This window comes from Arcanobacterium canis (genome assembly GCF_029625435.1).
In the GTDB taxonomy this organism is placed as follows: Bacteria; Actinomycetota; Actinomycetes; order Actinomycetales; family Actinomycetaceae; genus Arcanobacterium; species Arcanobacterium canis.
Genome location: NZ_CP121208.1, coordinates 180,779 through 204,388 on the forward strand (window position 1 = coordinate 180,779; position 23,610 = coordinate 204,388).

At 53.8% G+C, this 23,610-nt stretch carries 19 protein-coding genes and 1 tRNA gene; 16 read left to right on the forward strand and 4 right to left on the reverse strand.

The genetic code is table 11. The features are described from left to right. The first annotated feature begins 128 nt into the window (after positions 1-128). From P7079_RS00785 to P7079_RS00810, 6 genes are all read left to right on the forward strand, one after another. Positions 129-1,643, forward strand: coding sequence for a methyltransferase (locus P7079_RS00785; RefSeq protein ID WP_278012946.1), 1,515 nt, complete (start codon positions 129-131; stop codon positions 1,641-1,643). 144 nt (positions 1,644-1,787) lie between these two features. Next, entirely contained in the window at positions 1,788-4,574 is a 2,787-nt protein-coding gene (gene topA / locus P7079_RS00790; protein WP_278012947.1) for a type I DNA topoisomerase, read from the forward strand. Between the two features lie 120 nt (positions 4,575-4,694). Continuing rightward, positions 4,695-5,309, forward strand: a complete 615-nt coding sequence (tmk, locus tag P7079_RS00795; protein WP_278012948.1) for a dTMP kinase — start codon at positions 4,695-4,697, stop codon at positions 5,307-5,309. Further along, positions 5,306-6,514 carry a DNA polymerase III subunit delta' gene (locus tag P7079_RS00800; protein ID WP_278012949.1) on the forward strand — a complete coding sequence of 403 codons (1,209 nt, stop codon included), beginning with the start codon at positions 5,306-5,308 and terminating at the stop codon, positions 6,512-6,514. Before tmk ends, P7079_RS00800 begins: the two co-directional genes overlap by 4 nt. Positions 6,515-6,658: 144 nt before the next feature. Next, positions 6,659-8,182 carry an alpha/beta hydrolase gene (locus P7079_RS00805; protein WP_278012950.1) on the forward strand — a complete coding sequence of 508 codons (1,524 nt, stop codon included), beginning with the start codon at positions 6,659-6,661 and terminating at the stop codon, positions 8,180-8,182. Positions 8,183-8,257: 75 nt separating this feature from the next. Next, a tRNA-Thr gene (locus P7079_RS00810) sits at positions 8,258-8,330 on the forward strand. A gap of 351 nt (positions 8,331-8,681) precedes the next feature. On the opposite strand, the gene P7079_RS00815 is transcribed toward P7079_RS00810, so the two are convergent. From P7079_RS00815 to P7079_RS00825, 3 genes are all read right to left on the reverse strand, one after another. Further along, the gene (locus tag P7079_RS00815; RefSeq protein ID WP_278012951.1) at positions 8,682-8,945 is read right to left on the reverse strand and encodes a CopG family transcriptional regulator; all 264 of its coding nucleotides are present in this window, start codon (positions 8,943-8,945) and stop codon (positions 8,682-8,684) included. A gap of 451 nt (positions 8,946-9,396) precedes the next feature. Next, on the reverse strand, positions 9,397-9,765 hold the full coding sequence (locus P7079_RS00820; protein ID WP_278012952.1) for a type II toxin-antitoxin system RelE family toxin: 369 nt from the start codon (positions 9,763-9,765) through the stop codon (positions 9,397-9,399). Continuing rightward, a complete protein-coding gene (locus tag P7079_RS00825) occupies positions 9,762-9,923 on the reverse strand; it encodes a DUF6290 family protein (RefSeq protein ID WP_278012953.1) in 162 nt (53 codons plus the stop codon). The genes P7079_RS00820 and P7079_RS00825 overlap by 4 nt, the downstream gene beginning before the upstream one ends. 347 nt (positions 9,924-10,270) lie before the next feature. Between P7079_RS00825 and P7079_RS00830 the strand changes: the two genes are divergently transcribed. The 5 genes from P7079_RS00830 (at position 10,271) to P7079_RS00850 (ending at position 16,131) form a co-directional block, all read left to right on the forward strand. After that, entirely contained in the window at positions 10,271-11,188 is a 918-nt protein-coding gene (locus P7079_RS00830; RefSeq protein ID WP_278012954.1) for a quinone oxidoreductase family protein, read from the forward strand. 257 nt (positions 11,189-11,445) lie between these two features. Then, on the forward strand, positions 11,446-12,441 hold the full coding sequence (argF, locus tag P7079_RS00835; RefSeq protein ID WP_278012955.1) for an ornithine carbamoyltransferase: 996 nt from the start codon (positions 11,446-11,448) through the stop codon (positions 12,439-12,441). 10 nt (positions 12,442-12,451) lie between these two features. Then, positions 12,452-13,387: a carbamate kinase gene (gene arcC / locus P7079_RS00840; protein ID WP_278012956.1), complete on the forward strand. Its 936-nt coding sequence runs from the start codon at positions 12,452-12,454 to the stop codon at positions 13,385-13,387. Further along, positions 13,387-14,967 (forward strand): YfcC family protein, encoded by a 1,581-nt coding sequence (locus tag P7079_RS00845; protein ID WP_278012957.1) that lies wholly within the window; start codon positions 13,387-13,389, stop codon positions 14,965-14,967. Before arcC (P7079_RS00840) ends, P7079_RS00845 begins: the two co-directional genes overlap by 1 nt. Before the next feature lie 189 nt (positions 14,968-15,156). Continuing rightward, positions 15,157-16,131: a helix-turn-helix transcriptional regulator gene (locus tag P7079_RS00850; RefSeq protein WP_278012958.1), complete on the forward strand. Its 975-nt coding sequence runs from the start codon at positions 15,157-15,159 to the stop codon at positions 16,129-16,131. Positions 16,132-16,146: 15 nt separating this feature from the next. Here the strand turns inward: P7079_RS00850 and P7079_RS00855 are convergent, their stop codons facing one another. Continuing rightward, positions 16,147-16,728, reverse strand: coding sequence for an O-acetyl-ADP-ribose deacetylase (locus tag P7079_RS00855; RefSeq protein ID WP_278012959.1), 582 nt, complete (start codon positions 16,726-16,728; stop codon positions 16,147-16,149). A 278-nt stretch (positions 16,729-17,006) separates the two neighbouring features. On the opposite strand from P7079_RS00855, the gene spxB reads away from it, so the two are divergent. The 5 genes from spxB (at position 17,007) to P7079_RS00880 (ending at position 23,578) form a co-directional block, all read left to right on the forward strand. Beyond that, positions 17,007-18,806 carry a pyruvate oxidase gene (spxB, locus tag P7079_RS00860; RefSeq protein ID WP_278012960.1) on the forward strand — a complete coding sequence of 600 codons (1,800 nt, stop codon included), beginning with the start codon at positions 17,007-17,009 and terminating at the stop codon, positions 18,804-18,806. A 348-nt stretch (positions 18,807-19,154) separates the two neighbouring features. Beyond that, a complete protein-coding gene (locus P7079_RS00865) occupies positions 19,155-20,378 on the forward strand; it encodes an arginine deiminase (protein WP_278012961.1) in 1,224 nt (407 codons plus the stop codon). Positions 20,379-20,413: 35 nt separating this feature from the next. Further along, positions 20,414-21,412 (forward strand): ornithine carbamoyltransferase, encoded by a 999-nt coding sequence (gene argF / locus P7079_RS00870; RefSeq protein WP_376986971.1) that lies wholly within the window; start codon positions 20,414-20,416, stop codon positions 21,410-21,412. Between the two features lie 2 nt (positions 21,413-21,414). Next, positions 21,415-22,317: a carbamate kinase gene (gene arcC / locus P7079_RS00875; RefSeq protein WP_278012963.1), complete on the forward strand. Its 903-nt coding sequence runs from the start codon at positions 21,415-21,417 to the stop codon at positions 22,315-22,317. Positions 22,318-22,450: 133 nt separating this feature from the next. Continuing rightward, a complete protein-coding gene (locus P7079_RS00880; RefSeq protein WP_278012964.1) occupies positions 22,451-23,578 on the forward strand; it encodes a serine/threonine protein kinase in 1,128 nt (375 codons plus the stop codon). Positions 23,579-23,610: the final 32 nt, after the last annotated feature.

Consider the following 23,610-nt stretch of genomic DNA (forward strand, 5'->3'; position numbering starts at 1 on the left):
AATAAGTCTGCACTGAAAATCGTGTTCAGGGTAGGTGCTCCATCACGGATCACCATTTTTATTTACGCATCGTCCTTGCCCAGAGATGAACTCTCATCACACAACGTTGACGTGTCACAATGAATGCCATGACCACTTCTTTGCCGTTTGATCCAGCTGACCTTGCTCCCTACACATTGCCTGCCATGAAGAAACGCCTTCCGGCGTCGGCGCTCGCGGCTTTGCAACGTGACATGCCAATTCCAGCGTCGGTAGCGCTCGAAGGGAACACTGATCCTGCATCTCTTCTGATTCGTTTTTTCTTGCTCGGAGAAGCTCTCACAGATGAAGAACTGACCATTGCGCTGCCGTCGTTGACAGATCGTTCAGCGTTACTTACGACTACTCGCGTGCGTCAAGGGGAACAATCATCTGACGTGCAAGTGCAAGACGACGCAAACAACGTGCGTTATGCCTGCCCTTTTCACATCACTGCTTATGAGGTTGGCCCGAGAAAAACTGCGTATTTTGCTCATGATTCTGGCGCGCTTGCTGGCAAACGCCTGGAAGCGAATCATGTGATGGGTATCGGCGGCGCAACGCGCACATTAGCATCGCTGGCAGATTACCCAGTGGGCGGGCGTGTGCTCGATCTCGGTACCGGATGCGGTTTCCACGCGATTTTGGCTGCACTTGCCGGAGCGGATGTGGTGGGAACCGATATTTCTCCACGCGCACTGGACTTTGCACGTTTCAATGCGATTCTTAACGGTGTCAGGGTCGATTGGCGGGAAGGGTCGTTGTTTGAACCGGTACTGGGCGAACAGTTCGATGTTGTGGTGTCAAATCCCCCGTTCGTTATTACACCTGCGTCTGTGCGTGACGTTCTGGGTGAGATGGAATATCGTGACGGGTCGCTGGCAGGTGATTCGTTAGTTGAAAACGTCGTGCGCGGAATTTCTCAACATATGGCACCCGGCGGACGCGGATATCTGTTGGCAAATTGGGAAATCCCCGCCGGTCAGCCATGGCATGTTCGTCCCGAGTCCTGGGCGATGGCGTGCGATTCACTGATTGTTCAACGAGATCTTGCGGACCCTGAACAGTACGTGGAGACGTGGATTCGCGACGGCGGATTGAGGGTTGATTCACCAGATTTTTCTGCTGCCTACCGGGCATGGCTCAGCGATTTCCGTGATCGGGGAATTGAAGCAATTGGCTTTGGGTATGTCCTTTTGGGCGCTCAGGAAGCGCCGGAGAGTGAGACGGCACACGTTCACGTCGAGCTTCGCGGGGGAGCTCCGGCAAATCCGCGTCAATACATGGAACGTGTGTGGAACCAGCGTGCCCTCGCGGCACGTGACGATTTCCCGTCAGATGCGTATTTCACGGCAATCGACGTCGCTGAACACCGTTTTTATTCGCCGGGAGCGGAAGACCCGTGGCTGATCAAGTTCACTCAAACGGACTCTTTCGGTGAAGAAGTTCTTGCTGGTACGGAGCTCGCAGGATTCGTTTCAGTTTGTGACGGTGAACTGTCCGCAGGTCAGATTACTGCTGCTCTTGGCCAGCTTCTCGGGCAAGAGGCACAACAGATCGAAGAAAAAATTGCAGCGGATGTGACGCGGATGGTTCGACTGGGAATGCTCGTTAAGGATAAATAATCCACAGGCTCTTTTTGGGCACCATATATTCACAATCCGACGCGCCCAGTTTGCACGCGGTGGGGCAGATGTGAGTACGATTCGGGGGAAGCCGAAGCACAGTTCGGTTTACCCGCGCACCCTGAGTTGGGCAAGAAAGAAGGAATGTCAGTGACGAAACTGGTGATCGTCGAGTCTCCCGCCAAGGCGAAGACAATCGGCAAGTACCTCGGAAGTGATTACGACGTCGAAGCGTCAGTCGGTCATATCCGCGATCTGCCGCAACCTTCAGCTTTGCCCGCAGATATGAAAAAGGGCCCCTACGGGAAATTCGCAGTCAACGTTGAGGGCGATTTCGACCCGTATTACGTGGTTAATCCTGATAAGAAAAAGAAAGTCACTGAACTTAAAGCAAAACTCAAGCACGCTGACGCACTCTATCTCGCAACGGACGAGGACCGAGAAGGTGAAGCGATTGCATGGCACCTTCTCGAGGTTTTGAAGCCGAAAGTTCCAGTCAAACGCATGGTCTTTCATGAAATTACGAAGGAAGCGATCCAGCGCGCTCTTGATAACACACGTGAACTCGATACTCAGCTTGTTGATGCCCAGGAATCTCGTCGTATTCTCGATCGGTTAGTGGGATACGAAGTATCGCCGCTCTTGTGGCGCAAAGTGGCCCCTTCGCTGTCGGCTGGGCGTGTGCAATCGGTGACAACCCGATTGGTCGTCGAACGCGAACGCGAACGCATGGCCTTCGTTCCAGCTTCGTACTGGGATGTGACAGCCACTTTGGCGAAAGGGAATGAGGAATTTGAGGCAAAGCTTTCGCTGATCGACGGCGCGCGCGTGGCGTCCGGGAAAGATTTCGACGACGCCGGTCACCTCGTCGCGAAGTCTGCGAAAGCGGGTGTACGAGTGTTGGCTGCGCAGGAAGCTCAAGACATCGCTGCGGCTCTCCAAGACGGACAGGCACAGGTGTCAAGCGTCGAGACGAAACCGTATAAGCGTCGTCCTGCCGCGCCATTCACGACGTCAACTCTCCAGCAGGAAGCATCGCGTAAGTTGCGATTGAGCTCGCGTGACACTATGCGAATTGCGCAGTCGCTCTACGAGAACGGTTTCATTACGTACATGCGTACAGATTCGGTGAATCTCTCGAATGAAGCGATTCACGCGGCGCGTGCTCAGATCAGTGAACTTTATGGCCAAGCATCGTTGCCGGCGCAACCGCGCTACTATGCGTCCAAATCCAAGGGTGCTCAGGAAGCGCACGAAGCTATTCGTCCGTCGGGTGATTCTTTCCGGATGCCGTCTGAAGTCGCTGGGCAACTTCAGGGGCGTGAATATGCTCTCTACGAGTTGATCTGGAAACGCACAGTTGCCTCGCAGATGGAAGATGCCAAGGGGTCAACGGCTTCAATCAAAATTGAGGCGCCGTTGTCCGCAGCTGCAGGTGCTCACAGTGCCACGCTGAGTGCTTCGGGAACGATTATTACTTTCCCAGGTTTCATGGCTGCGTACGAAGAAGGTGCGGACATGAAACGCTATGAGGATAAGGCACAAAGCCGCCTGCCCGAACTTACACAGGGTGACATGCTAGAGGAGCGGTCGGCGTCGGCAGCTGGACACGAAACCACTCCACCGCCGCGATACACCGAAGCGTCCTTGGTGAAGACTCTGGAAGAAAAGGGCATCGGACGTCCATCCACTTATGCGTCAACAATTTCAACGATTATTGACCGTGGGTATGTCTCACGTAAAGGTCAGGCCCTCGTCCCGACCTGGACGGCTTTCTCAGTCATTCGCCTGCTAGAAGAGAATCTTCCGACGCTCGTTGACTATGATTTCACGGCTGAGATGGAAGAAGATCTGGACAAGATTGCCACGGGACATGAGGATCGCGTTGCCTATCTCAGTGGCTTCTACAAGGGGGGCGACGGTAAGGCTGGGCTGCACGAACAGGTGGATTCTCTGGGCGAAATTGATGCTCGAGCGGTCAATACCATTGAGATCGGTGACGGCATTGCTGTCCGTGTAGGACGCTATGGGCCTTACCTTGAGCAGGTGGATGAGACCACAGGTGAGCTCAAGCGCGCCAATGTTCCTGACGATGTTTCTCCGGACGAGCTCAATGTTGACAAGGCGAAGGAACTGATTGACGCTGCGCTCCAAGGAGATCGCAGCCTCGGTAAGGACCCAAATACTGGGTATGAGCTAGTGGTCAAGGACGGACGTTTCGGTCCGTACGTTTCGGAGGTCCTTCCCGACGACGCCGTCCAACTGACGCCAACGGGCAAGGTTTCGAAAGTCAAGCCCAAGCCGCGTACAGCCTCCCTGTTTGCGTCAATGAACCCTGAGACTGTTTCCCTGGAAGAGGCAGTAAAATTACTCAGTTTGCCGCGCCAGGTCGGTGAATCTCATGGTGAGATGATCGAGGCGACGAATGGTCGCTATGGGCCATACATGAAGCGGGGATCAGATTCGCGCTCGCTTGAGAGTGAAGAGCAGATCTTCACCATCACTCTTGACGAGGCAGAGAAGATTTTTGCTGAGCCGAAGAAGCGCGGCGCGCGCACGGCGAAGCCGCCGTTGGCTGAATTTGGCCCGGACCCGGTCAGTGGAAAGAATATTGTTCTCAAGGATGGGCGTTTCGGTCCATATGTCACTGACGGGGAAACGAATGCCTCAGTTCCGCGTTCGGACGATATTAACCAGCTCACAGCCGAGCGTGCTCAAGAACTTCTGGTCGCTCGCCGTCTGAAGATTGCTGAACAAGGTGGTCCGAAGGCTCGGAATAAGGCGAAGAAGACCGTGACAGGAGCGGGAAAGAAGAAGGCCCCCGCAAAGAAAACCACTGCGAAGAAGAGCACTGCGAAGAAGAGCACTGCGAAGAAGAGCACTGCGAAGAAGAGCACAGCAAAAAAGACAACAGCGAAGGAATCACAGTAGGAATTGTGAGCCGGGTACAGCCGGTCGATGGTATGTCGCCGACGTTCACTCTCGCGTAAGGTAGTTCAGTAAGACAATCTGCAGAGCGCCGATAGTGCGGGCGTGAAAAGAAAGGCAACGATGGGACTTTTTATCACGTTCGAAGGTGGCGATGGTTCGGGGAAATCCACCCAGATTCTCGCTGTGACGCAAGTTCTTGAGGCACGCGGTTTACCCGTTGTGACTTCGCGAGAGCCTGGCGGTACTCAACTTGGTTCCGAAATTCGCCGTCTTCTCCTTTCTGGCGGTGAAGTTGCCTCAAAGGCCGAAGCTTTGCTGTATGCCGCTGACCGTGCCCAAAATATTGCTCTGCGTGTGCGCCCAGCACTCGAAAGAGGTGCCATCGTTCTCCAAGATCGTTTCATCGATTCATCCGTGGCCTACCAAGGGGCTGCGCGGTCGCTTGGCGCTGGCGAAATCAGAAAACTCTCGATGTGGGCAACTGATGGTCTGACCCCGGATCTCACGCTGTTGTTTGATGTCCCCGTCGATGTCGGTGTGGCTCGGGTTGGTCGGCAGAAGGATCGACTCGAAGCCGAAGGACTCGACTTCCATGAATCTGTACGTTCCTCCTACCTGGACATGGCCAAGATGGAACCCGAGCGCTTTGTTGTTATTGATGCCAGCGCGCCAATTGCCAATGTGACTGATGCAGCGCTCAGCGCGATTGATGCTCTTTTGGATGGTCACCGATGAGCGTTTTTGATTCCTTGGTCGGACAAGAATCTGCTATCTCGGTGCTCAAGGCAGCAGCCGACGTCGGCAGGGCGATAGCTCGCGGAAAATCGACGGGAACGTCGTCGGCGATGAGCCACGCGTGGCTCTTTACTGGCCCACCAGGCTCGGGGCGTTCGCTTGCTGCGCGTACACTCGCTGCTGCGCTGTTGTGTACTGGACCAGAACCTGGATGCGGCGAGTGCCCCGGATGTCATGCAGCTATGGCAGATAATCATCCGGATTTGACCACCGTCTCGACAGATCTTGTCACTATTTCTGCCGATGAAGTGCGCGAGTACGTCGCAAGTGCTTTTGTGGCGCCGTCGCAGGGTTACTATCGAATTATTTTGATCGAGGACGCTGACCGCATGGTTGAGCGGACCACAAACGTTCTCTTAAAAGCTATTGAAGAGCCAGGTGAGCGTACCGTGTGGATGCTGTGTACTGCGGCTCCAGGTGATGTACTTCCAACGATTCGTTCGCGGTGCCGTGGGGTCAACCTTGTCACACCATCGGCGCAGGAGGTGGCGGACCTCCTGGTTCAGCGCGATGGTGTCGATCCTCAACGCGCGATTCTCGCGGCGCGTGCTTCCCAGTCGCATGTTGGTGTGGCTCGGGCCTTGGCGCTGAACGAGGATGGAGCTGCGGCTATCCGGAGGCACACGCTCGATGCAATTGCATCGATCAAGGGTGTTGGCGATGCGGAAATGGCGGCGATTCGGTTGCTTGATGCGGATGCGATGCGAGGAGAAAAAACCGCCAAGGCAGGGACGAAAGCTGCCAAAGCGGTCAAAGATGCCCAAGCTGATGCTGTGAAACGCAAGATTATGGAAGCCTACGGTTTAGACGCGGATTCGAAAGTCCCTTCGTCAATGCGTGGTGAGATCAAGGCAGCTCTTGATTCGCAAAAGAAGCGTGCGACTCGTTCCCAACGTGATCTCCTTGATCGCGAACTTATTTATGCGATCGGTTTTTATCGTGACGTTCTTGTCACCCAGCTGGGCTCTGATGTGGATCTCATTAACCAGGACTATATTGAGGCGATCTTGGAGCTTGCAGGGAAACTGACGGCCGCGCAGGTTCTCGGTAAAATCGAGAAACTGAATGTGGCACGCGAACGCCTTTCGGCCAATGTAGCCCCGCAATTGGCGATGGAAGCTGCAATGATGGGTCTGCGGCTCTAAGAGCGTGCTTGTAGCGAGGTGAAACCTGAGGTCAGTGCTGCGAGTTTGGTGCGGCTTTTCCACAATTAACTTTGTTGGACCCTCTTTCCACATCATTTTTCAGATGTATGCGGCCTTAAGTTAATGTCCGATAGGGTGGGACACATGAAGTTGAAAAATATTCTCCCCGTGATGAGTATCGCTGTCCTGGCTGCCTGTTCGGCCTCGCCTGGTTACCAGTCGGCCACCTCTCACGCCCCGAATCAGACCGCTGCTTCCACAACTGAAATTCCAGCTGGCCTTGAAAAATTCTATGGGCAAAAGATCTCATGGACTCCGTGTAAAGACAAAGACTTCATGTGCGCCACGATGGAAGCGCCGATGGATTACTCGCACCCTGATGGAAAGACTGTCAAGATTCCGTTGGAAAAAGCTGTCGGAAAAAACTCGCATGGAAACGTGCTCTTCGTTAATCCTGGAGGGCCAGGAGGGTCAGCGACTGAACTGGTGGAATCCTCTTCGCTGCAGTTCCCTGACAAACTCACGAAGGCATATGACATCGTTGCAGTCGAACCGCGAGGTGTCGGAAAGTCGATGCCAGTGAAGTGCTTGGATGACAAACAGTTGTTGGAATTTATGACAACCACCTATCCGCGTACCCCGGATGGGCAGAAGCGTCAAAACGAGGATATGAAGAAGTTTGCCGACGCATGTGTGGCAAACACCGGCGAAGCGATCAAGTTTGTTGGTACGCGCGAAGCTGCGCAGGATCTTGACCTTGCTCGCCACCTGCTTGGATCCAACAAGATGAACTTCCTCGGCTACTCGTACGGTACTCAGCTTGGCGGTACATATGCTGAACTTTTCCCGAAGAATGTTCGTCGTATGGTTCTTGATGGGGCTGTGGACCCGACCATCAGTGGATTCGACAACCATCTTGCTCAGTTGAAGGGGTTTGAAGTTGCAACGAATAACTATCTCGATTGGTGCTTGAAACAAGAAGGTTGCCCTTTTACTGGCAACCGTGACCAGGCACGCCAAAAGATCATCGATCTGTTCAAGAAAACTGAACACCAACCTATTCCGACAGAACATGAGCCTTTGACGCAGGCAGCTTTGAGGATCGGTTATATCACTCCTCTGTACTCTGATGAGAGCTGGCCCTACCTCAACAAAGCGTTTGAGGAAGTCTTTCAACACAATAAAGGCACCTTGTTTGACGCATTCTTCCGCGCTTATGCGGGCATCGATAACAAAGGGCACTTCATTAACAACATGATGGTGGCAAATACGGCAATCAGCTGTGCCGATTCTGTTCTCAGCGGTGATGAAGCAAAGTGGGCAAAGCAGTCGGAGATTGCTGCGAAAGAAGCTCCGATCCTTGGGCCGCTGATGTCTTACTCAGAATACCAATGCCAAGTTATGCCAAAGTCGGGTCTGGACGTGGTTAAGAACTTCAAGGCCAAGGGATCGGCACCAATCGTTGTTGTTGGAACTTCAGGAGATCCTGCTACTCCATACGAATGGGCACAAAAGTTTGCCAAGGGGCTTGATAATGGCGTGCTTGTGACTTTTGACGGCGAAGGCCACACGGCTTACCCACGTGGGGGCAAGTGCATCGAAAACACGATCAACGACTATCTTCTTGATGGGAAAGTCCCGCAGGACGGAAAACGCTGCGCGGCATGAATCACAAGCGGATGTGGGGTGTGCATTTGAAATGACTGCCCCACATCCGCTACATTGATCAAGTTGCAGTGCAACGCCACCTTAGCTCAGTCGGCAGAGCGATTCACTCGTAATGAATAGGTCGTGGGTTCGATTCCCACAGGTGGCTCGGATAAAGCCCCGGCCCCCACGGTCGGGGCTTTCGCATATCCAGGCTTAAAAGGAGCCGGAACCCACTCACCATCAACCCCACGCGACGGCATGAGGTCGTTGACGGTTATTCCGAAAAATTCTGCGGTTGCGAGAAAGTCATCCGCCGTCCAGTTCGCTTTTCCGCGCAATCTATTCGAGAGTGCTTGCCCGGTTACATGCACAGCTTCCTGGAGCGGTCCATTGTTAACGGCGATGATTTACGCCGGTTCCATCCGGCCTACGAAACCCTCATGGCGACTGACCCGTTTGGTGTCTGCGAGAACCAGTAGCGGGTTCTCGCAGACACAGCCGTTCTTGTTGAGTTTTGTTAGAGAGCGTCGATGAGGTCACGGATGAGTTGCGATGGGGTGGTTTCTTTGCTGCGGGCGATCTCGTTAAGCTTTGCGCGCCGTGCCACGTCAAGACGGATAGTAAACGGGCGGGCGGCTACTCCCACACTGATAGGACGGCCCGCTACCGAAGCTCCTAGATGCTTTCCTGTGTAGCCTTCGCTGGACTCGGCTTCTTGCGCCCACCGCTCGATATCCTCATCTGTGAACGTCGCCCCGTGAACATCATGGTATGTCGTCATGATTTCATCTCCTCAAACCTACTTCGACCAGTACTTTCTTCGTCGCTATCATCGCGTGGAAAACAAGCCAGCCATCTGGTTCATTTTCCACTGCCACATATTCCAGTAAGCGTCCCTGTGGGTCGGTACCGACACCAACCCACTGTACGGGCAACGTGTCACGAGGACGTGACCTTAACGTGTTTTCAAACGCGCTCACCACATCCTCGGCCGTGATTTCAGGACGGCGAATAGTCACTCGTGAATGAGCCTCAACACGCACCCAAACCCCTCACCACGTGTTGATTATGTATAGCACAAACGTAATACATAATTGGCGGGAAGATCAACACCGAAAACAATGTTGAGGAGCAAAAGCTCATGGACGTCCATCCCAAAAAATGGTGACTGTCATTGCTATTTCTCATTTTATTGATTGGCTAGGAAGGTGAGTTCGAGAACTGAATCGCTCTCAGGAAACCGCAGACTGATCACCGTCTCGTGAAAAGCGTAGCCGTGACTCTCGGACGATGGATTGTGAACTAACGGCACGGAAATTTCCTCGTTCTTTGCACTTAGCGGCATATATCGCTCTGTGACCAATGGAGAGAGCCAAGATGATGAATCTATCGTCTTGAATTTCGACAATAAGGCGATAATCGCCAATTCGATACCGCGATAAGCCAGCAAAATTTCCTGTTAAGGCTTTGCCATAAGCGCGTGGATTGTCGGCGTGAGCAATGTTTTTGACGATCCAGCCTTTAATAATTCGTTGCGTGTAGTGGTCGAGTTTCTTAAATTCTTTATCGAACCGGTTTGATGTTTCTAAACTCCAACTCATAGATCGCACTCTTCCCACAATTCCTCGATAGGACGAGTTTGATATCCGTCTTGTGTCCAATCGTCCAATGCTTCTTGGGCGATCTGTAAATCGTATTCGTCTTCACTGATAATTTCCCCGACGATGACGCGCACCGGCTTACCTGACTTCTTCGCCACCGGAACTTCCGCACCGGGTTGTAGGCCGCGGCCTTGAATGAGGTAGGAGCCAGGATCGTCGGGATTCTTGGGAAAATGATCGCGCCTTCATCCAAGGATGCGCCCTGGTCGAGTGGCTGGTTGTAGTTGTCCATCATGGTTTCCTTTCGGTTGTTTGAGTTTGTGAGTGTCCAGACGGTTTCCGTGTTCCCGGCAGCGTTCTTCCTGCGCTGCCCGGTTGAGGTAATCAGTCCAAGGGTTTTCAAGTCAGAACGACGACGACGGCGACTAGCGCGATATACTCCCTGTGTCGCGTTGTGAGACGAGAGAACGTCGGTCGCGTGCTCAAAAGTGAGGTAAGGATGCCAATGCAACATGTAACGATTCGTGAATCACACGTCGTCATCGACAAAACCTCGACGCCAGAGGGGGCGGCTCGTGTATTAGCTGCTGCCATCAATCCAATTGATTTCGCGATCGGTTCGGGTAAATTTTTTAAGCGCGCTTTTAGTGACGGTGACACCCTCGGATATTCGGGAGTTGCGCAGACTCTTGACGGTGAACGGGTTTATTTTCAACTTCCGCATCCGCCAGCTGGATCTTTTGCAGAATATGTTGATCTCTCCGATGCCTTTACCGCACCAGTTCCCGACAATCTCGACTCATTGACGGCAGCCGTGCTCGGTGTTCCGGGTATTGCGGCAGTGGGGGCAATTGAATGTGCTCGAGTGAGCGCACTCGACACCGTCCTGATTACAGGCGCTAATGGTAATCTGGGCCTCCTTTCTGGGCGAGCCGCACTCAATCGTGGAGCACACGTTGTGGCGATGGTTCGCTCCGCTCAAGCCCTGGAAACAGTCCAAGCATATGGAATGACAGGTTTTATCACTCAAGACCCGTCTGCGCCCGAAATTGCAGAGGTTCTCGCAGAATGTGCGCCAGGTGGGATTGATGTCGTGATCGATCAACTGTCGGGCCCGTACGTTGGCCCCATGATGTCACTGATAAACAACCGTGCGCGCTGGATTCAGATTGGTTCGGGTGCAGGAACTCATGCTGAGTTCACCACCTCAATTTTCCGTACCAAAGGAATCTCTATGCTCGGATACACGAATTTTCTGTTGTCCGATACTGAAGGGCGCAATTACTATGCGCAAGCGTGCAGGCTGTATTCACAGGGCGTGACACTTCCATACACAAGCATCACTCTCGATCAGTTTGAACAGACGTGGAAGGGACTCGCTGGGAAAGAGCTCCACGGCAAATATGTGGTGAAATTCGAGTAGCGCCATGCGTCAGCGAAAAAATTTAGCTTTTACGCCAACCCTGGTGAACCCGCGAGATTTCGCGGGTTCACCAGGGTTTATTGCTCGATAAATTATGGCATCAGTGATTTAAACCCTCACTCACCCGAGATTTTCTCGCATGAGAATTTTCCACGGGGCACAGTGGGTTTCGTCCCCACCACGACGATGTGGTTAGTGGGGTATCGGCAGAGCAAGGACGCGAAAGCCGATGCGAATATTCACCGAAAGGAATCATCATGCCAATGTCAATTTCCGGACAGAATTTCCTCAAGCTTCTTGATTTCACCCCAGACCAGATCCGTTACCTCCTGCGTCTGTCGAAGGAGTTCAAGGACATGAAGATGGCCGGTGTCCCCCACAAGTACCTCTCGGGCAAGAACATCGTCCTTCTTTTCGAGAAGACCTCCACCCGTACTCGTTGCGCATTTGAAGTTGCCGGCAACGACCTCGGAATGGGCGTCACCTACCTCGATCCAGGCTCGTCGCAGATGGGAAAGAAAGAGTCGATCGAAGATACCGCTCGCGTGCTTGGACGTATGTACGACGGCATCGAGTACCGTGGCTTCGCTCAAGAGATCGTTGAAGAAATCGGCGCCAAGGCAGGCGTCCCCGTCTGGAACGGCCTGACCACAGAATTCCACCCCACTCAGATGCTCGCCGATATGCTCACTGTGGAAGAGAATTTCCCAGATGGCCTCGTTGGCAAGAAGCTCGTCTTCATGGGTGATGCACAAAACAACGTCGCAAACTCTCTCATGGTGGTCTGCGCCAAGCTCGGTCTCCACTTCGTCGCCTGTGGTCCGAAGGAACAAATGCCGGCCGATGACCTCGTCGCCACCTGTCGCGAGATCGCGAAGGAAACCGGTGCCGAAATTACTCTGACCGAGGACCCAGAAGAGGCAGTCAAGGATGCCCATGTCATTTACACCGATATTTGGGTGTCCATGGGCGAGCCAGCTGAGCTCTGGGAGAAGCGCATCAAGCTCCTCGAGCGTTACCGCGTGACCACCGAACTCATGAACAAGGCACGCAAGGATGCGATCTTCATGCACTGCCTGCCATCCTTCCACGATATCAACACCACAATCGGCGCAGATATTGCTCAACAGTTCGGCGTCACCGAGATGGAAGTGACCGACGAAGTCTTCGAGTCCACCCGCTCGCGCGTATTCGAAGAGGCCGAGAATCGTATGCACACGATCAAGGCTGTCATGTACGCAACGCTGTCCTAAAGGAGTCACAATGTCGGAAAAAATCGTTGTTGCGCTTGGTGGTAACGCGCTAGGCAAGACTCCTAAAGAGCAACTTGAGCTCATCGCCGCCACTGCGTCCCCTATCGTCGATCTAGTGGAACTGGGCAACCAAGTCACCGTCACCCACGGCAACGGCCCGCAGGTTGGCATGATCAAGGTTGCGACAGACACCTCAGCGAAAGCCTCGGTTACTCCGTCGATTCCATTCGCAGAGTGTGGTGCAATGTCGCAGGGTTACATCGGCTATCATCTCCAGCAGGCTATCGGCGACCAGCTCCGCGCGCGTGGCATGAGCCAGCCGTGCGCCTCCGTCGTCACACAGGTTGTTGTCGATGCCGATGACCCGGCTTTCGAGAAGCCAACTAAGCCAGTCGGCGCGTTCTACACTGAAGAGGAAGCCACCGCTCTCCACGAGGAAACCGGCAACACCTACGTCGAAGACGCTGGTCGTGGTTGGCGCTGGGTTGTTGCTTCACCGATCCCGGTCTCAATCGTTGAGGCGCCGGTGATCTCCTCGCTCGTCAACGGCGGCGCGGTGGTTGTGGCTGCTGGCGGCGGCGGAATTCCTGTGGTTGACAAGGGCGAGCACTACGAGGGTGTCGCCTCGGTGATCGACAAGGATCGCACGGCAGCTCTTCTGGCAGGTCAGCTCAGCGCGGATACTCTCTTGATCCTGACAGCGGTTGAGCAGGTGTACGTCGGATTCAATACTCCGCAGGCGCAGGCCATTTCGGAGATGACGGTGACAGAGGCTCGCGAGCGCATCGCTGCAGGTGAATTCGCTCCAGGGTCGATGTTGCCTAAGGTTGAAGCATGTATTGAATTCGTTGAGAAAAACCCTGGTAAGCGCGCTATCATCACATCGCTTGAGAAAGCAGCGGATGGCCTCAAGGGTCTCACTGGAACGGTTATCCGGGGTGTGTGATGAGCGAGAGACAACAAGCCGTTAGCTCTCCGGCGCCGGTGTCTAAGCCAAAGCGAAAGCTGAGGTTTCGCGTTCCGAGTGCTTTCACGGTGCTCTTCATTTTGACGATTCTCGCCGCAGTTGCCACGTGGGCAATCCCTGCTGGGCAGTACGCAAAGCTCTCCTATGACGCGAAAGGATCGAGCCTTGTCCTGACGTCTCCACAGGGGGAGGCGAAAACTTTGCCGGCTGAGCAGCAGTCGCTGAAGGATCTCGGAATTGATCTCGATATCGGTCAGTTCACGTCAGGTGCGCTCAATAAGCCGATTTCGGTTCCAGGCTCCTACGAGCGTCTTGAGCAGAACCCTGCGGGGTTCTCGGATGTTCCCAGTGCAATGGTTCGTGGCACGATTGAAGCTGTGGACGTGATGGTGTTCATTTTCGTCCTCGGTGGTCTGATCGGAGTGGTGCGTAAAACAGGGGCTTTCGAATCTGGTCTCGTGGCGCTGACGAAGAAGACGAAGGGGCGCGAGTTTGCGTTGATTTTCTTCGTGTCGGTGTTCATGCTCGTGGGTGGATCTCTGTGTGGTCTGGAAGAAGAGGCGGTGGCGTTCTATCCGATTCTCGTCCCGATTTTCTTGGCTTTAGGATACGACTCAATCATTTGTGTGGGGTCGATTTTCCTTGCAGGATCGATGGGAACAACTTTTTCCACAGTGAACCCGTTCTCCTCGGTGATCGCATCCAACGCTGCAGGTATCCAGTTCACTGAAGGTATTTGGTGGCGTCTGGCGGGGTTGATCGTTGGCGGTATCGTGGTGGTGTTCTACCTCCATTGGTACTCGAAGAAAATTAAGGCTGATCCGTCGAGTTCGTACACTTGGGAAGATCACGGGGACTTCAACAACCGGTGGTCCATGGCTTCGTCGATGGATGATGTCACCAACTTCAACTGGGAGAAGAAGGTCATTCTGACGCTGTTTGTGTCAGCGTTTGTGATTATGGTCTGGGGAGTCATGGCTGCCGGATGGTGGTTCCCACAAATGGCTGCCGCCTTCTTGGTTATTGCCATCATCGTGATGCTTATTGCGGCTTGGGGTAAGGAGAAAGTATCGGAGACCGCATTGGTTGATGCGTTCTCTGAAGGAGCTTCTTCGCTGGTTGCAGTGTCGCTGATCATTGGCCTTGCTCGTGGAATTAACCTGGTGATGAATGAAGGACTGATTTCGGACACGATCTTGAATTCGTTGACAAACCTGGTCAGTGGAATGTCAGGCCCGTTGTTCATCATCATGCTGATGCTGGTCTTCTTCGTTTTGGGTTTTGTGGTTCCGTCGTCGTCGGGCTTGGCGGTGCTCGCGATGCCGATTTTCGCTCCGCTTGCCGACGCCGTGGGTATGCCTCGCTGGATCATTGTGATGGCATATCAGTACGGTCAGTATGCAATGCTCTTCCTCGCTCCGACGGGGCTGGTGATGGCAACCCTCCAGATGCTGAATATGAAGTATTCGCACTGGTTGAAGTTCGTGTGGCCGATGGTCGCTTTTGTCCTCGGATTCGGTGGGATCCTGTGTGTGGCAGCGGTGATCGTTTCAGGCTGATGAATGAAAGATGGGGACGGGGTAGTGGTGAGCTACCTCGTCCCCTCATCTTCGTATTTCTGCGACGGACGAGAAAATGAAAAGTGATCGAAACATCGTGATGCCGGTGCTACTGCGTTTGCCGATCTCGACCTGGTTGGAAAGGTATGTCCCTGATAAAATGTGTCCTGCTTCATTTCTGGGAGTGACATGCTCAGCAGTCAAGGAGGATCAGCGTTGTTCCTGTTCTTTTATACAATGATTGTCTTTGTCTGTTCGTTATTTATCTCGGCGGTGTCCTTTTCAGCATTTGTTGTGACACGTCAGAAGATGTTCGCGCTTGCTGCGGCAGCTTTCATGTTTTATTTCTTTGACGTTGGCTTAGTGTTCCGCACGGCCTATGCTCAACCGCACTATTCTGCGCAGACGATGTTTACGATTACTTCTCCGCTCGAATCTGTTTTCTTGGGAGCGGGAGTGTTCGGCTGTTTGTGGGCGATGGCATGTCGATTCGTTGAAGTCTCAATGCGCCCAGCGAAGATTGCTGTCGGTATTTTTGTGGCGGGGTCGGCACTTGCCTATTTCGGTATAAGTGACCTACGCGATCGGGAGTTCGTCTTCTTCACGATGCGTTCGTTCATGGTTCTTGCCCTCGTGGTGTTTGGGGCGTGGGCTTTTATTCGAACGATTGACAAAGTGGAGCGTCGCCGTCTCCTCACGCATTTGCCTTTAGCGCTCGGTATGTTGGCAGGCGGTTTAGGGACGTTGCTGTGGAATATTTACTTCCTCTATATTCGGCCGTCACTGAAAGACGCGGGTGCGCCTGCTTTCATGCCGGAGAGAAATTTTGTCGAAAATGCGCTGATTTTGGGAATCGGGTTTTGGTTTGTGCGCGTTGCAGTCCGTCGCTTGACACTGTTTTACGAGCACACCCCAGAGCAACCGACTCCAGCCAGAGAGAAATTTCTCGAATCAGGTGTTCGAGCCTTCGCCCAACGGTTCTCGCTTTCTGAGCGTGAATCGGAGATCCTTGCTGAAATCGTGCGCGCCAAGACGTATTCGGCAATTGCCTCACAACTTTTTATTTCTCCGTCAACGGTGAAGGTTCATGTTCATCATATTTTGAAAAAGACGTCGCAGCCCGATCGTGAAGCCCTTGTGCGGGAGTTCTGGCACGGGATCTAGCTTCGATGCTCGCGCCTACGTTATCGTCGGGGAGCGGAAGTTGGTCGCGTGAGCGATAAGAGACGTGGAGCGAATTCCGTCGCACGCTGCAACTGACGCGAGTGTACGAGTGAGTGCAGCTTCGACGTCGGCGGAGAAAGCCGCGAAGATGACGTAGAAATCGCCTGGGTACGTACGTACAGTGTCAATGGCGATTTTGGCCGCTTCATTCACGGGCCATCCGTACACACCTGCGCTCACCAGTGGAAAAGCAATCGTGTGGACGTCGAGGCTTTCAGCCACGCGCAGAGATTCGCGATAGCACGAAGCAAGCGTTTCGCTTCGGTCATCTTTACGTGAATAAACAGGTCCGACAGTGTGGATCACCCACGTTGCAGGGAGTTTTCCTGCAGTGGTTGGCACTGCGTGACCAGCGGGCAAACCACCGGGGAGAGTGGTTGCGCGAACCTGTTGGCACGCGGCGCTGATCGCTGGCCCGCCGGCTCGATGAATAGCGCCGTCAACTCCACCGCCCCCGAGGAGCGTGGAGTTTGCCGCGTTCACGATGGCGTCTGCGTGGACCGTCGTGATATCAGTGCGTCGGATTTCGATCTCCATAGCCCTAACCCTAAGTGTGTGCCAGAGCAGAGGTAAGTCTTGGTGAAGCGAAAATGTCGCGAATCACTATGATATGCGGCTCATTCACATCGCCGACGAGGACGTTCGCCCACGTCATTTCGCTGGATTGGTGACGCGGGAGGCCCATTTAGTTGAAAGCTGGACTTTCAGGTAGAAATTTAGATTTCTATAGTTTATTATTCAACCATAAGGGGAGTGGTGTAGTCCGCTCGAGGATGGATCCCCGCAATTGCGCGGGTTCAAGGGAAGGATGACTCATGGCAACGACAATTGCTGCTGGTGATGCAATGATGAAGGTGCTCGAAGCCTACGGCGTGAAGAATATTTACGGCCTGCCGGGTGGCTCTCTCGACTCCACGATGAACGCTCTTTACAATTTCCGTGACCGTATTCATTACGTTGGGGTTCGTCATGAAGAGGCGGGTGCGCTGGCGGCGGTAGCGGAAGCGAAACTGACCGGACGGATCGGTGTCACCCTTGGGTCGGCTGGGCCGGGCGCTGTGCATCTCCTTAATGGACTTTACGATGCGAAAATTGACAATATTCCGCTCCTGGCAATTATTGGTCAAGTTCCAACCTTCAACATGAACAAAGATTACTTCCAAGAAATGCCGGAGAATCCTATATTCGCTGATGTGTCGGTCTATAACCGCACAGTCATGACTGCCGCTCAGCTTCCGATGGTGATCGATAAGGCGATTTCGGCAGCATACGAGAAGAAGGGTGTCGCCGTCGTCGTCATCCCGAAGGATCTCGCGTGGACGGAAATTGAGGATACCTATATTCCGTCCGCTGGCACATTCTCTGCTGCGCACTGGGATCGTTCCGCTCGCGAAGAAGACGTGAAAAAGGCGGCCGATCTTTTGATTCACGGTAAGCGTCCGTATATCTACTTTGGTCAGGGTGCCAAGGGGGCTGCCGACGAGTTGCGCGAGCTTTCTGATTTGTTGCAGGTTCCGCTGGGGTCAACGTACCTGGCGAAGCCAATTCTTGAAGGGGACGAGAAGGCGTGGATGCTCTCCACTGGCCGCGTCTCGACAAAACCTGGTGTTGAAGGCGCCCGTTTTGCTGAAGAAGTCCTCTTTATTGGCACGAATTTTGAGTTCCCTACTTTCAATCCGAATGCGACATTTATTGATGCCAATCTACGTCCGTCGGTGTTGGGGGATCGACACCCAGCATATTTGGGTGTCCTTGCTGATGCGCCAACGTTCCTTCGTCAGCTTCTGGCCGAGGTGAGGAAGCGTAAGGAACAAGGCGAGGATCTCACGAGTGCTCATCAGCTGTGGTACAACGCAATGGTTCGTAACCGCGCACAGTGGGATGCCTGGATTGCGAAGAATGCCGAACGTAGGAATGAGTCTCCTGCGCGATTCGAACCGATCTACAAGGTGATCAACGAACACGCAGCTGACAACGCCATCTTTGGCGTTGATGTCGGCAACGTCAATATTGCGACGGCTCGTTTCTTGAACATGGGTAAAGAGCGGACGTTCACGACGTCGCCTTTGTATGCAACGATGGGCTACGGTATTCCGGCCGGTCTCGCTGCCGCGAAGGCATTTCCTGATCGCGAGATTTGGACCCTTTCCGGTGACGGCGCGTTTGCGATGATGAGCCAGGATCTTGTTGCTCAGCGCGACGAGCATACACCTGTGATTAATGTGGTTTTCACGAATAAATCGCTGGGATTCATTGAGGCTGAGCAGGACGATACCAACCAGCCTCATTCGGGTATCGATTTGTCGGATATTGATTTCGCTAAGGTGGCCGAAGGCTTTGGTGTGAAGGGTTACACCGTTCATACTGGTGCTGAGTTTGAACAGGTGATCAAGGAAGTCAAGGGCACGAAAGAACCGGTAGTGATCGATGTGAAGATCACGAATGACCGACTTCTCCCTGTCGAGCGTTTTGCTCGCGGGGATGATGACGCTACTGCTTTCCTCCGTGAATACGACGCCGAAGATCTGACGCCGATTGCTCAGATTCTTGACGAGCTTGAAGCTGGTCAAGTTAGCGGTGGGAAGAAGCTAGAGAAGTCAGTTTCCGATATCTGATCTTGTACCGCGTCGTTGAGACGTAGCGAGATGTGATTGCACAGATAAATGTGTGGCGCGATGAGCAAAAGCTTGTCGCGCCACACGTTTTTGGGGGCTAAAGTCCCAGATTTGAGGAAAATTTGATCTGACACTTGCATTGAAATTGGCGTGAATCACATCTCAACTCTCGTAAACTCAAGGTTTTCGGGGTGGAAAATTTTTTCAGGTGGTACATCTGTGCCGTATGAATTTTTGCTGAAAATGAGGAATTTATGGCGCAATATATTTATTAGTTGGTACATTTGTGCCAACACAAAGACGTGTGGGAATCGCAAAGGAGCGACCACCATTACTCAAGGGGGAGTCATGAAACCTCATGTAGCTTCTGAAACCGCCCCGTTGAAGCAAGTCATGCTTCACCGGCCAGGAACGGAAATGCTCCGTCTCACGCCGTCAAATAAAGACAAGCTTTTGTTTGACGACATCCTCTGGCTTGAAAAAGCCCGCGAAGAACACGATGTGTTCGCAAAAGAACTCACCGATCGAGGCATCGAAGTTCTCTACTTCCAAGAGCTCCTCGCACAAACGCTCGATATCCCTGAAGCCCGAGCCTCAGCTCTCCAACGAATTTTCACGGAGGAATCAATAGGTTTTGGAGCAGTAGACGCTGTCGCTAACTACTGTGAGCAGCTTCCATCAGATGACCTCGCTGCTCTTCTGATCGGTGGCATGACCAAGCGAGAGCTTTTCGAACGAATCCCAAGAACCACGTCGGTATCGATGGAAGCGATCGACGACGACGATTTCGTCCTTGCGCCTTTGCCGAATCATCTCTTTACTCGCGATACCTCATGTTGGATCTACGATGGCGTATCGATCAACGCAATGAGAATGTCGGCTCGTCGTCGGGAGACCATCAACGCGGAGGTCATCTACCGTTACCATCCACGCTTCACCGAGTACGGACCACACATTCACTCAAACGGTCTTGAAGCTGGTGACGCCACTGTGGAAGGCGGAGACGTCCACATCATCGGCAACAAATCGGTCCTCATCGGAATGAGTGAACGTACCTGTCCCCAGGGTGTAGAGCGTTTGGCCGCGCGGCTTTTCGCCTCGGGCCAAGTTGAGCGAGTGGTCGCCCTTGAAATGCCTAAGAGCCGAGCACAGATGCACCTTGATACCGTGATGAGCATGGCGGATCCGGAGACCTTCGTTAAGTATCCAGGGCTGGGAATGTTGCGCTCGCAGGTGATCCGCCCGGGGAGAACTCCAAAAGAACTCGATGTCACCGTTCACGATCCATCCCAAATGCACGACGTGATCGCTCAGGCTCTCGGCCTTGAGTCGATTCGCGTACTTGAACCACCCTTCGACGCTCTGACTTCTGAGCGTGAACAGTGGAATGACGGATCAAATGTCCTGGCAATCGCCCCCGGTGTGGTTGTCACCTATGAACGCAATACTCCAACAAATGACTTCCTTGCAGAAAATGGCCTCGAAGTTGTGGCCATTCCGGGCAACGAACTCGGACGCGGGCGAGGAGGCCCGCGTTGCATGAGTTGCCCCATTGTTCGCGAAGACATCTGAACTAACCCCTATCCCAACACACGAAAGGTACGATGATGGACAACACATTTACTGGACGCCACTTCCTCAAGGAAATTGACTTCACCCCCGCCGAATGGCGTAAATTGCTCGAACTTTCCGCAAAGCTCAAAGCTGATAAGAAAGCGGGAAAAGAAGAGAAACACCTTGTTGGTAAGAACATCGCGTTGATTTTCGAGAAGACCTCTACCCGTACCCGCTGCTCGTTCGAAGTAGCCGCATACGATCAAGGTGCTCAAGTCACTTACCTCGATCCGTCAGGTTCGCAGATGGGGCACAAGGAGTCTGTGGCTGATACGGCTCGAGTCCTCGGACGCATGTTTGACGGTATCGAGTTCCGCGGCAAGAAGCAGGAGCACGTGGAGATGCTTGCCGAGCTTTCTGGAGTTCCGGTGTGGAACGGCTTGACTGACGAGTGGCATCCAACCCAGATGCTCGCTGATCAGCTGACGATGATCGAGGCATCGGGCAAGGATATTTCCGAAATCTCGATGGCATACGTCGGCGACGCACGAAACAACGTGGGTAATTCACTACTGGTTTCCTGCGCAATGATGGGAATGGATGTGCGCATGGTGGCTCCGAAAGAGCTGCAGAATGCCCCTGAAATCGTCGAACTGGCACAGAAGCTTGCGCAAGCCGAAGGCGGCAAGGTGCTCATCACCGACGATGTCGCTGAAGGCGTGAAGGGTGCCGACTTCATCTACACCGACATCTGGGTCTCGATGGGTGAGCCGAAAGAAGTATGGGATGAGCGCATCGCTCTTCTGCGCGATTACCAAGTCAACGCAGACCTCATGGAAAAGGCTGGCTCGCAGGCGAAGTTCCTCCATTGCTTGCCGTCCTTCCACGATCGCAACACCACAGTGGGAGAGGATATCTACCAGCGCACTGGCCTCGATGGCCTCGAAGTGACCAATGATGTCTTTGAATCTCCGGCGTCGATCGTCTTTGATCAGGCCGAGAACCGTATGCACACGATCAAGGCCGTCATGGTCGCAACGCTGGGGAGCTGACGATGCGAATTGTTGTCGCCCTAGGAGGAAATGCTCTGCTCCGGCGTGGTGATACGCCCGACGCCTCCACCCAGATTGAGCATGTTCGACACGCTGCCGAACAACTAGCCAAGCTTGCTCAAGAACACGATCTCATCGTCACCCATGGCAACGGCCCGCAAGTTGGCGTCCTTGCGCTTGAAAGTGCGAAGGATGAAAGTCTGTCACAGCCCTACCCCTTCGATACTTTGGGTGCGGAAACCCAGGGAATGATCGGTTACTGGCTCCTGCAGGCGTTGCAGAACGAGTTGCCGGGTCGAGAAGTGGCAGCACTCATCAACCAGACGCTCGTTGACGCTGACGATCCGGCATTTGCAAACCCCACGAAGTTCATCGGTGAGGTGTACTCGAAGGACGAAGCGCTAGCGCTGGCAGAGGAACGTGGATGGACAGTCAAGCCCGACGGTGAATATTACCGCCGAGTGGTTGGCTCGCCACTGCCTGTCCAGGTTGTCGAGACGGCCACGATTCGTCGGCTTGTTAACGATGGTGCAGTTGTGGTGTGCGCTGGCGGAGGCGGAATCCCCGTCATCGACGACGGCGGGCGTATCAGCGGTGTTGAAGCTGTGATCGACAAGGATCGCACGGCGTCTGTGCTTGCGCAGGCACTCGGTGCCGATGTGCTCATGATCCTCACCGACGTCGATGGCGTATACGAAAACTACGGAACACCACAGGCACGTGCCTTGACGGAAGCGACGCCAGAACTTTTGCGCACGATGGGCCTGCCTGCAGGCTCGATGGGGCCGAAGGTTGATGCCGCGTGTCAGTTTGTTGAAGCTACCGGCGGAACTGCAGTGATCGGGCGTTTGGAAGACGCAATCGAAAACTTGAACGGTAACGCTGGAACCCGCGTGGTTGCATAGCCGCGCATAACGAAATCCTCACTCAGGGTTTCTCATCGCCTGAGGCGACCATCGGCCACCTCTCGTTTCCTGCTCGAAAGAGCAGCGCACCAACACAACAACAAAAAATAAACATCACAAAGGAGTGAGTACGATGACGAAAATTGTGAACTCGTGGAATGATTTTGATCCACTCAAGCACGTCATTGTTGGCCGTGCAGAGAATTCGATGATCCCACCCGAGGAACCTGCAACATCTGAGAAGGTGCCTGTCGATTCCGAGATGCGTGGAATGTGGGGCCTGCGTCCACTCGAGACTGTTGAGAAGGCTGCAGCGCAGCTGGACTTCCTTGCGAAGACACTCGAAGAGCACGGAGTCAAGGTTGACCGCCCGACTCCTCTCCAGTGGAATCAGCACATCAAGACCCCAGATTTCCAGAATGATTCGATGATGACGTGTATGCCGCCTCGCGACATCCTCCTCACCATCGGCAACGAGATCATGGCGTCGGCGAATTCGTTCCGCTGCCGTTACTTCGAATACCTCGCATACTGGCCACTGATGAAGCAGTACTTCGACGAGGATCCAGAGTTCAAGTGGACACAGGCTCCGCGCCCGCGTTTGACCGATGCTTCCTACAAGCACAACTACTATGACGAGAAAATCTCGCTTGAGGATCGTTTGATCCGTACCGCGAATAAGGACTTCGTCACCACTGAAGTTGAGCCAATGTGGGACGCCGCTGACGTGCTCCGTCTGGGCAAGGACCTCTTCATCCAGCACGGTTTGACCACAAATCGTACGGCAATGGAGTGGTTCAAGCGCTACTACCCAGATCTGCGAGTTCACGCAGTGAACTTCCCGGGCGATCCGTACCCGATCCATATCGATGCCACGTTCGTGCCGCTGCGCCCAGGCTTGATCATCAACAACCCGCAGCGTCGTCTGCCCGAAGAGCAGCGCAAGATCTTCGAAGCAAACGATTGGGAGATTGTTGATGCAGCTCAGCCGGCTCACACCACACCGCCGCCGCTGTGCTACTCCTCCGTATGGTTGTCCATGAACTGCCTGGTTCTCGATCACAAGACCGTGATCTGCGAGGCTTCCGAGGTTCACCAGATGGAGCAGATGGACAAGCTGGGAATGAACGTCATTCCGGTGCCGTTCCGCGATGCTTACCCGTTCGGCGGTGCTCTCCACTGCGCAACCGCTGACGTCTACCGCGAGGGTGGCTGCGAGGATTACTTCCCGAACCAGGTTGAGGATCCAACCCTGGTCTAGGGCACAAAAGGTGGGAGTTGCACGGCGTACGC

Coding starts and splice junctions, on each gene's coding strand:
- P7079_RS00785 (WP_278012946.1), top strand. CDS start 129: ATGACCACTTCTTTGCCGTTTGATCCAGCTGACCTTGCTCCCTACACA.
- topA (WP_278012947.1), top strand. CDS start 1,788: ATGTCAGTGACGAAACTGGTGATCGTCGAGTCTCCCGCCAAGGCGAAG.
- tmk (WP_278012948.1), top strand. CDS start 4,695: ATGGGACTTTTTATCACGTTCGAAGGTGGCGATGGTTCGGGGAAATCC.
- P7079_RS00800 (WP_278012949.1), top strand. CDS start 5,306: ATGAGCGTTTTTGATTCCTTGGTCGGACAAGAATCTGCTATCTCGGTG.
- P7079_RS00805 (WP_278012950.1), top strand. CDS start 6,659: ATGAAGTTGAAAAATATTCTCCCCGTGATGAGTATCGCTGTCCTGGCT.
- P7079_RS00815 (WP_278012951.1), bottom strand. CDS start 8,945: ATGACGACATACCATGATGTTCACGGGGCGACGTTCACAGATGAGGAT.
- P7079_RS00820 (WP_278012952.1), bottom strand. CDS start 9,765: ATGAGTTGGAGTTTAGAAACATCAAACCGGTTCGATAAAGAATTTAAG.
- P7079_RS00830 (WP_278012954.1), top strand. CDS start 10,271: ATGCAACATGTAACGATTCGTGAATCACACGTCGTCATCGACAAAACC.
- argF (WP_278012955.1), top strand. CDS start 11,446: ATGCCAATGTCAATTTCCGGACAGAATTTCCTCAAGCTTCTTGATTTC.
- arcC (WP_278012956.1), top strand. CDS start 12,452: ATGTCGGAAAAAATCGTTGTTGCGCTTGGTGGTAACGCGCTAGGCAAG.
- P7079_RS00845 (WP_278012957.1), top strand. CDS start 13,387: ATGAGCGAGAGACAACAAGCCGTTAGCTCTCCGGCGCCGGTGTCTAAG.
- P7079_RS00850 (WP_278012958.1), top strand. CDS start 15,157: ATGCTCAGCAGTCAAGGAGGATCAGCGTTGTTCCTGTTCTTTTATACA.
- P7079_RS00855 (WP_278012959.1), bottom strand. CDS start 16,728: ATGGAGATCGAAATCCGACGCACTGATATCACGACGGTCCACGCAGAC.
- spxB (WP_278012960.1), top strand. CDS start 17,007: ATGGCAACGACAATTGCTGCTGGTGATGCAATGATGAAGGTGCTCGAA.
- P7079_RS00865 (WP_278012961.1), top strand. CDS start 19,155: ATGAAACCTCATGTAGCTTCTGAAACCGCCCCGTTGAAGCAAGTCATG.
- argF (WP_376986971.1), top strand. CDS start 20,414: ATGGACAACACATTTACTGGACGCCACTTCCTCAAGGAAATTGACTTC.
- arcC (WP_278012963.1), top strand. CDS start 21,415: ATGCGAATTGTTGTCGCCCTAGGAGGAAATGCTCTGCTCCGGCGTGGT.
- P7079_RS00880 (WP_278012964.1), top strand. CDS start 22,451: ATGACGAAAATTGTGAACTCGTGGAATGATTTTGATCCACTCAAGCAC.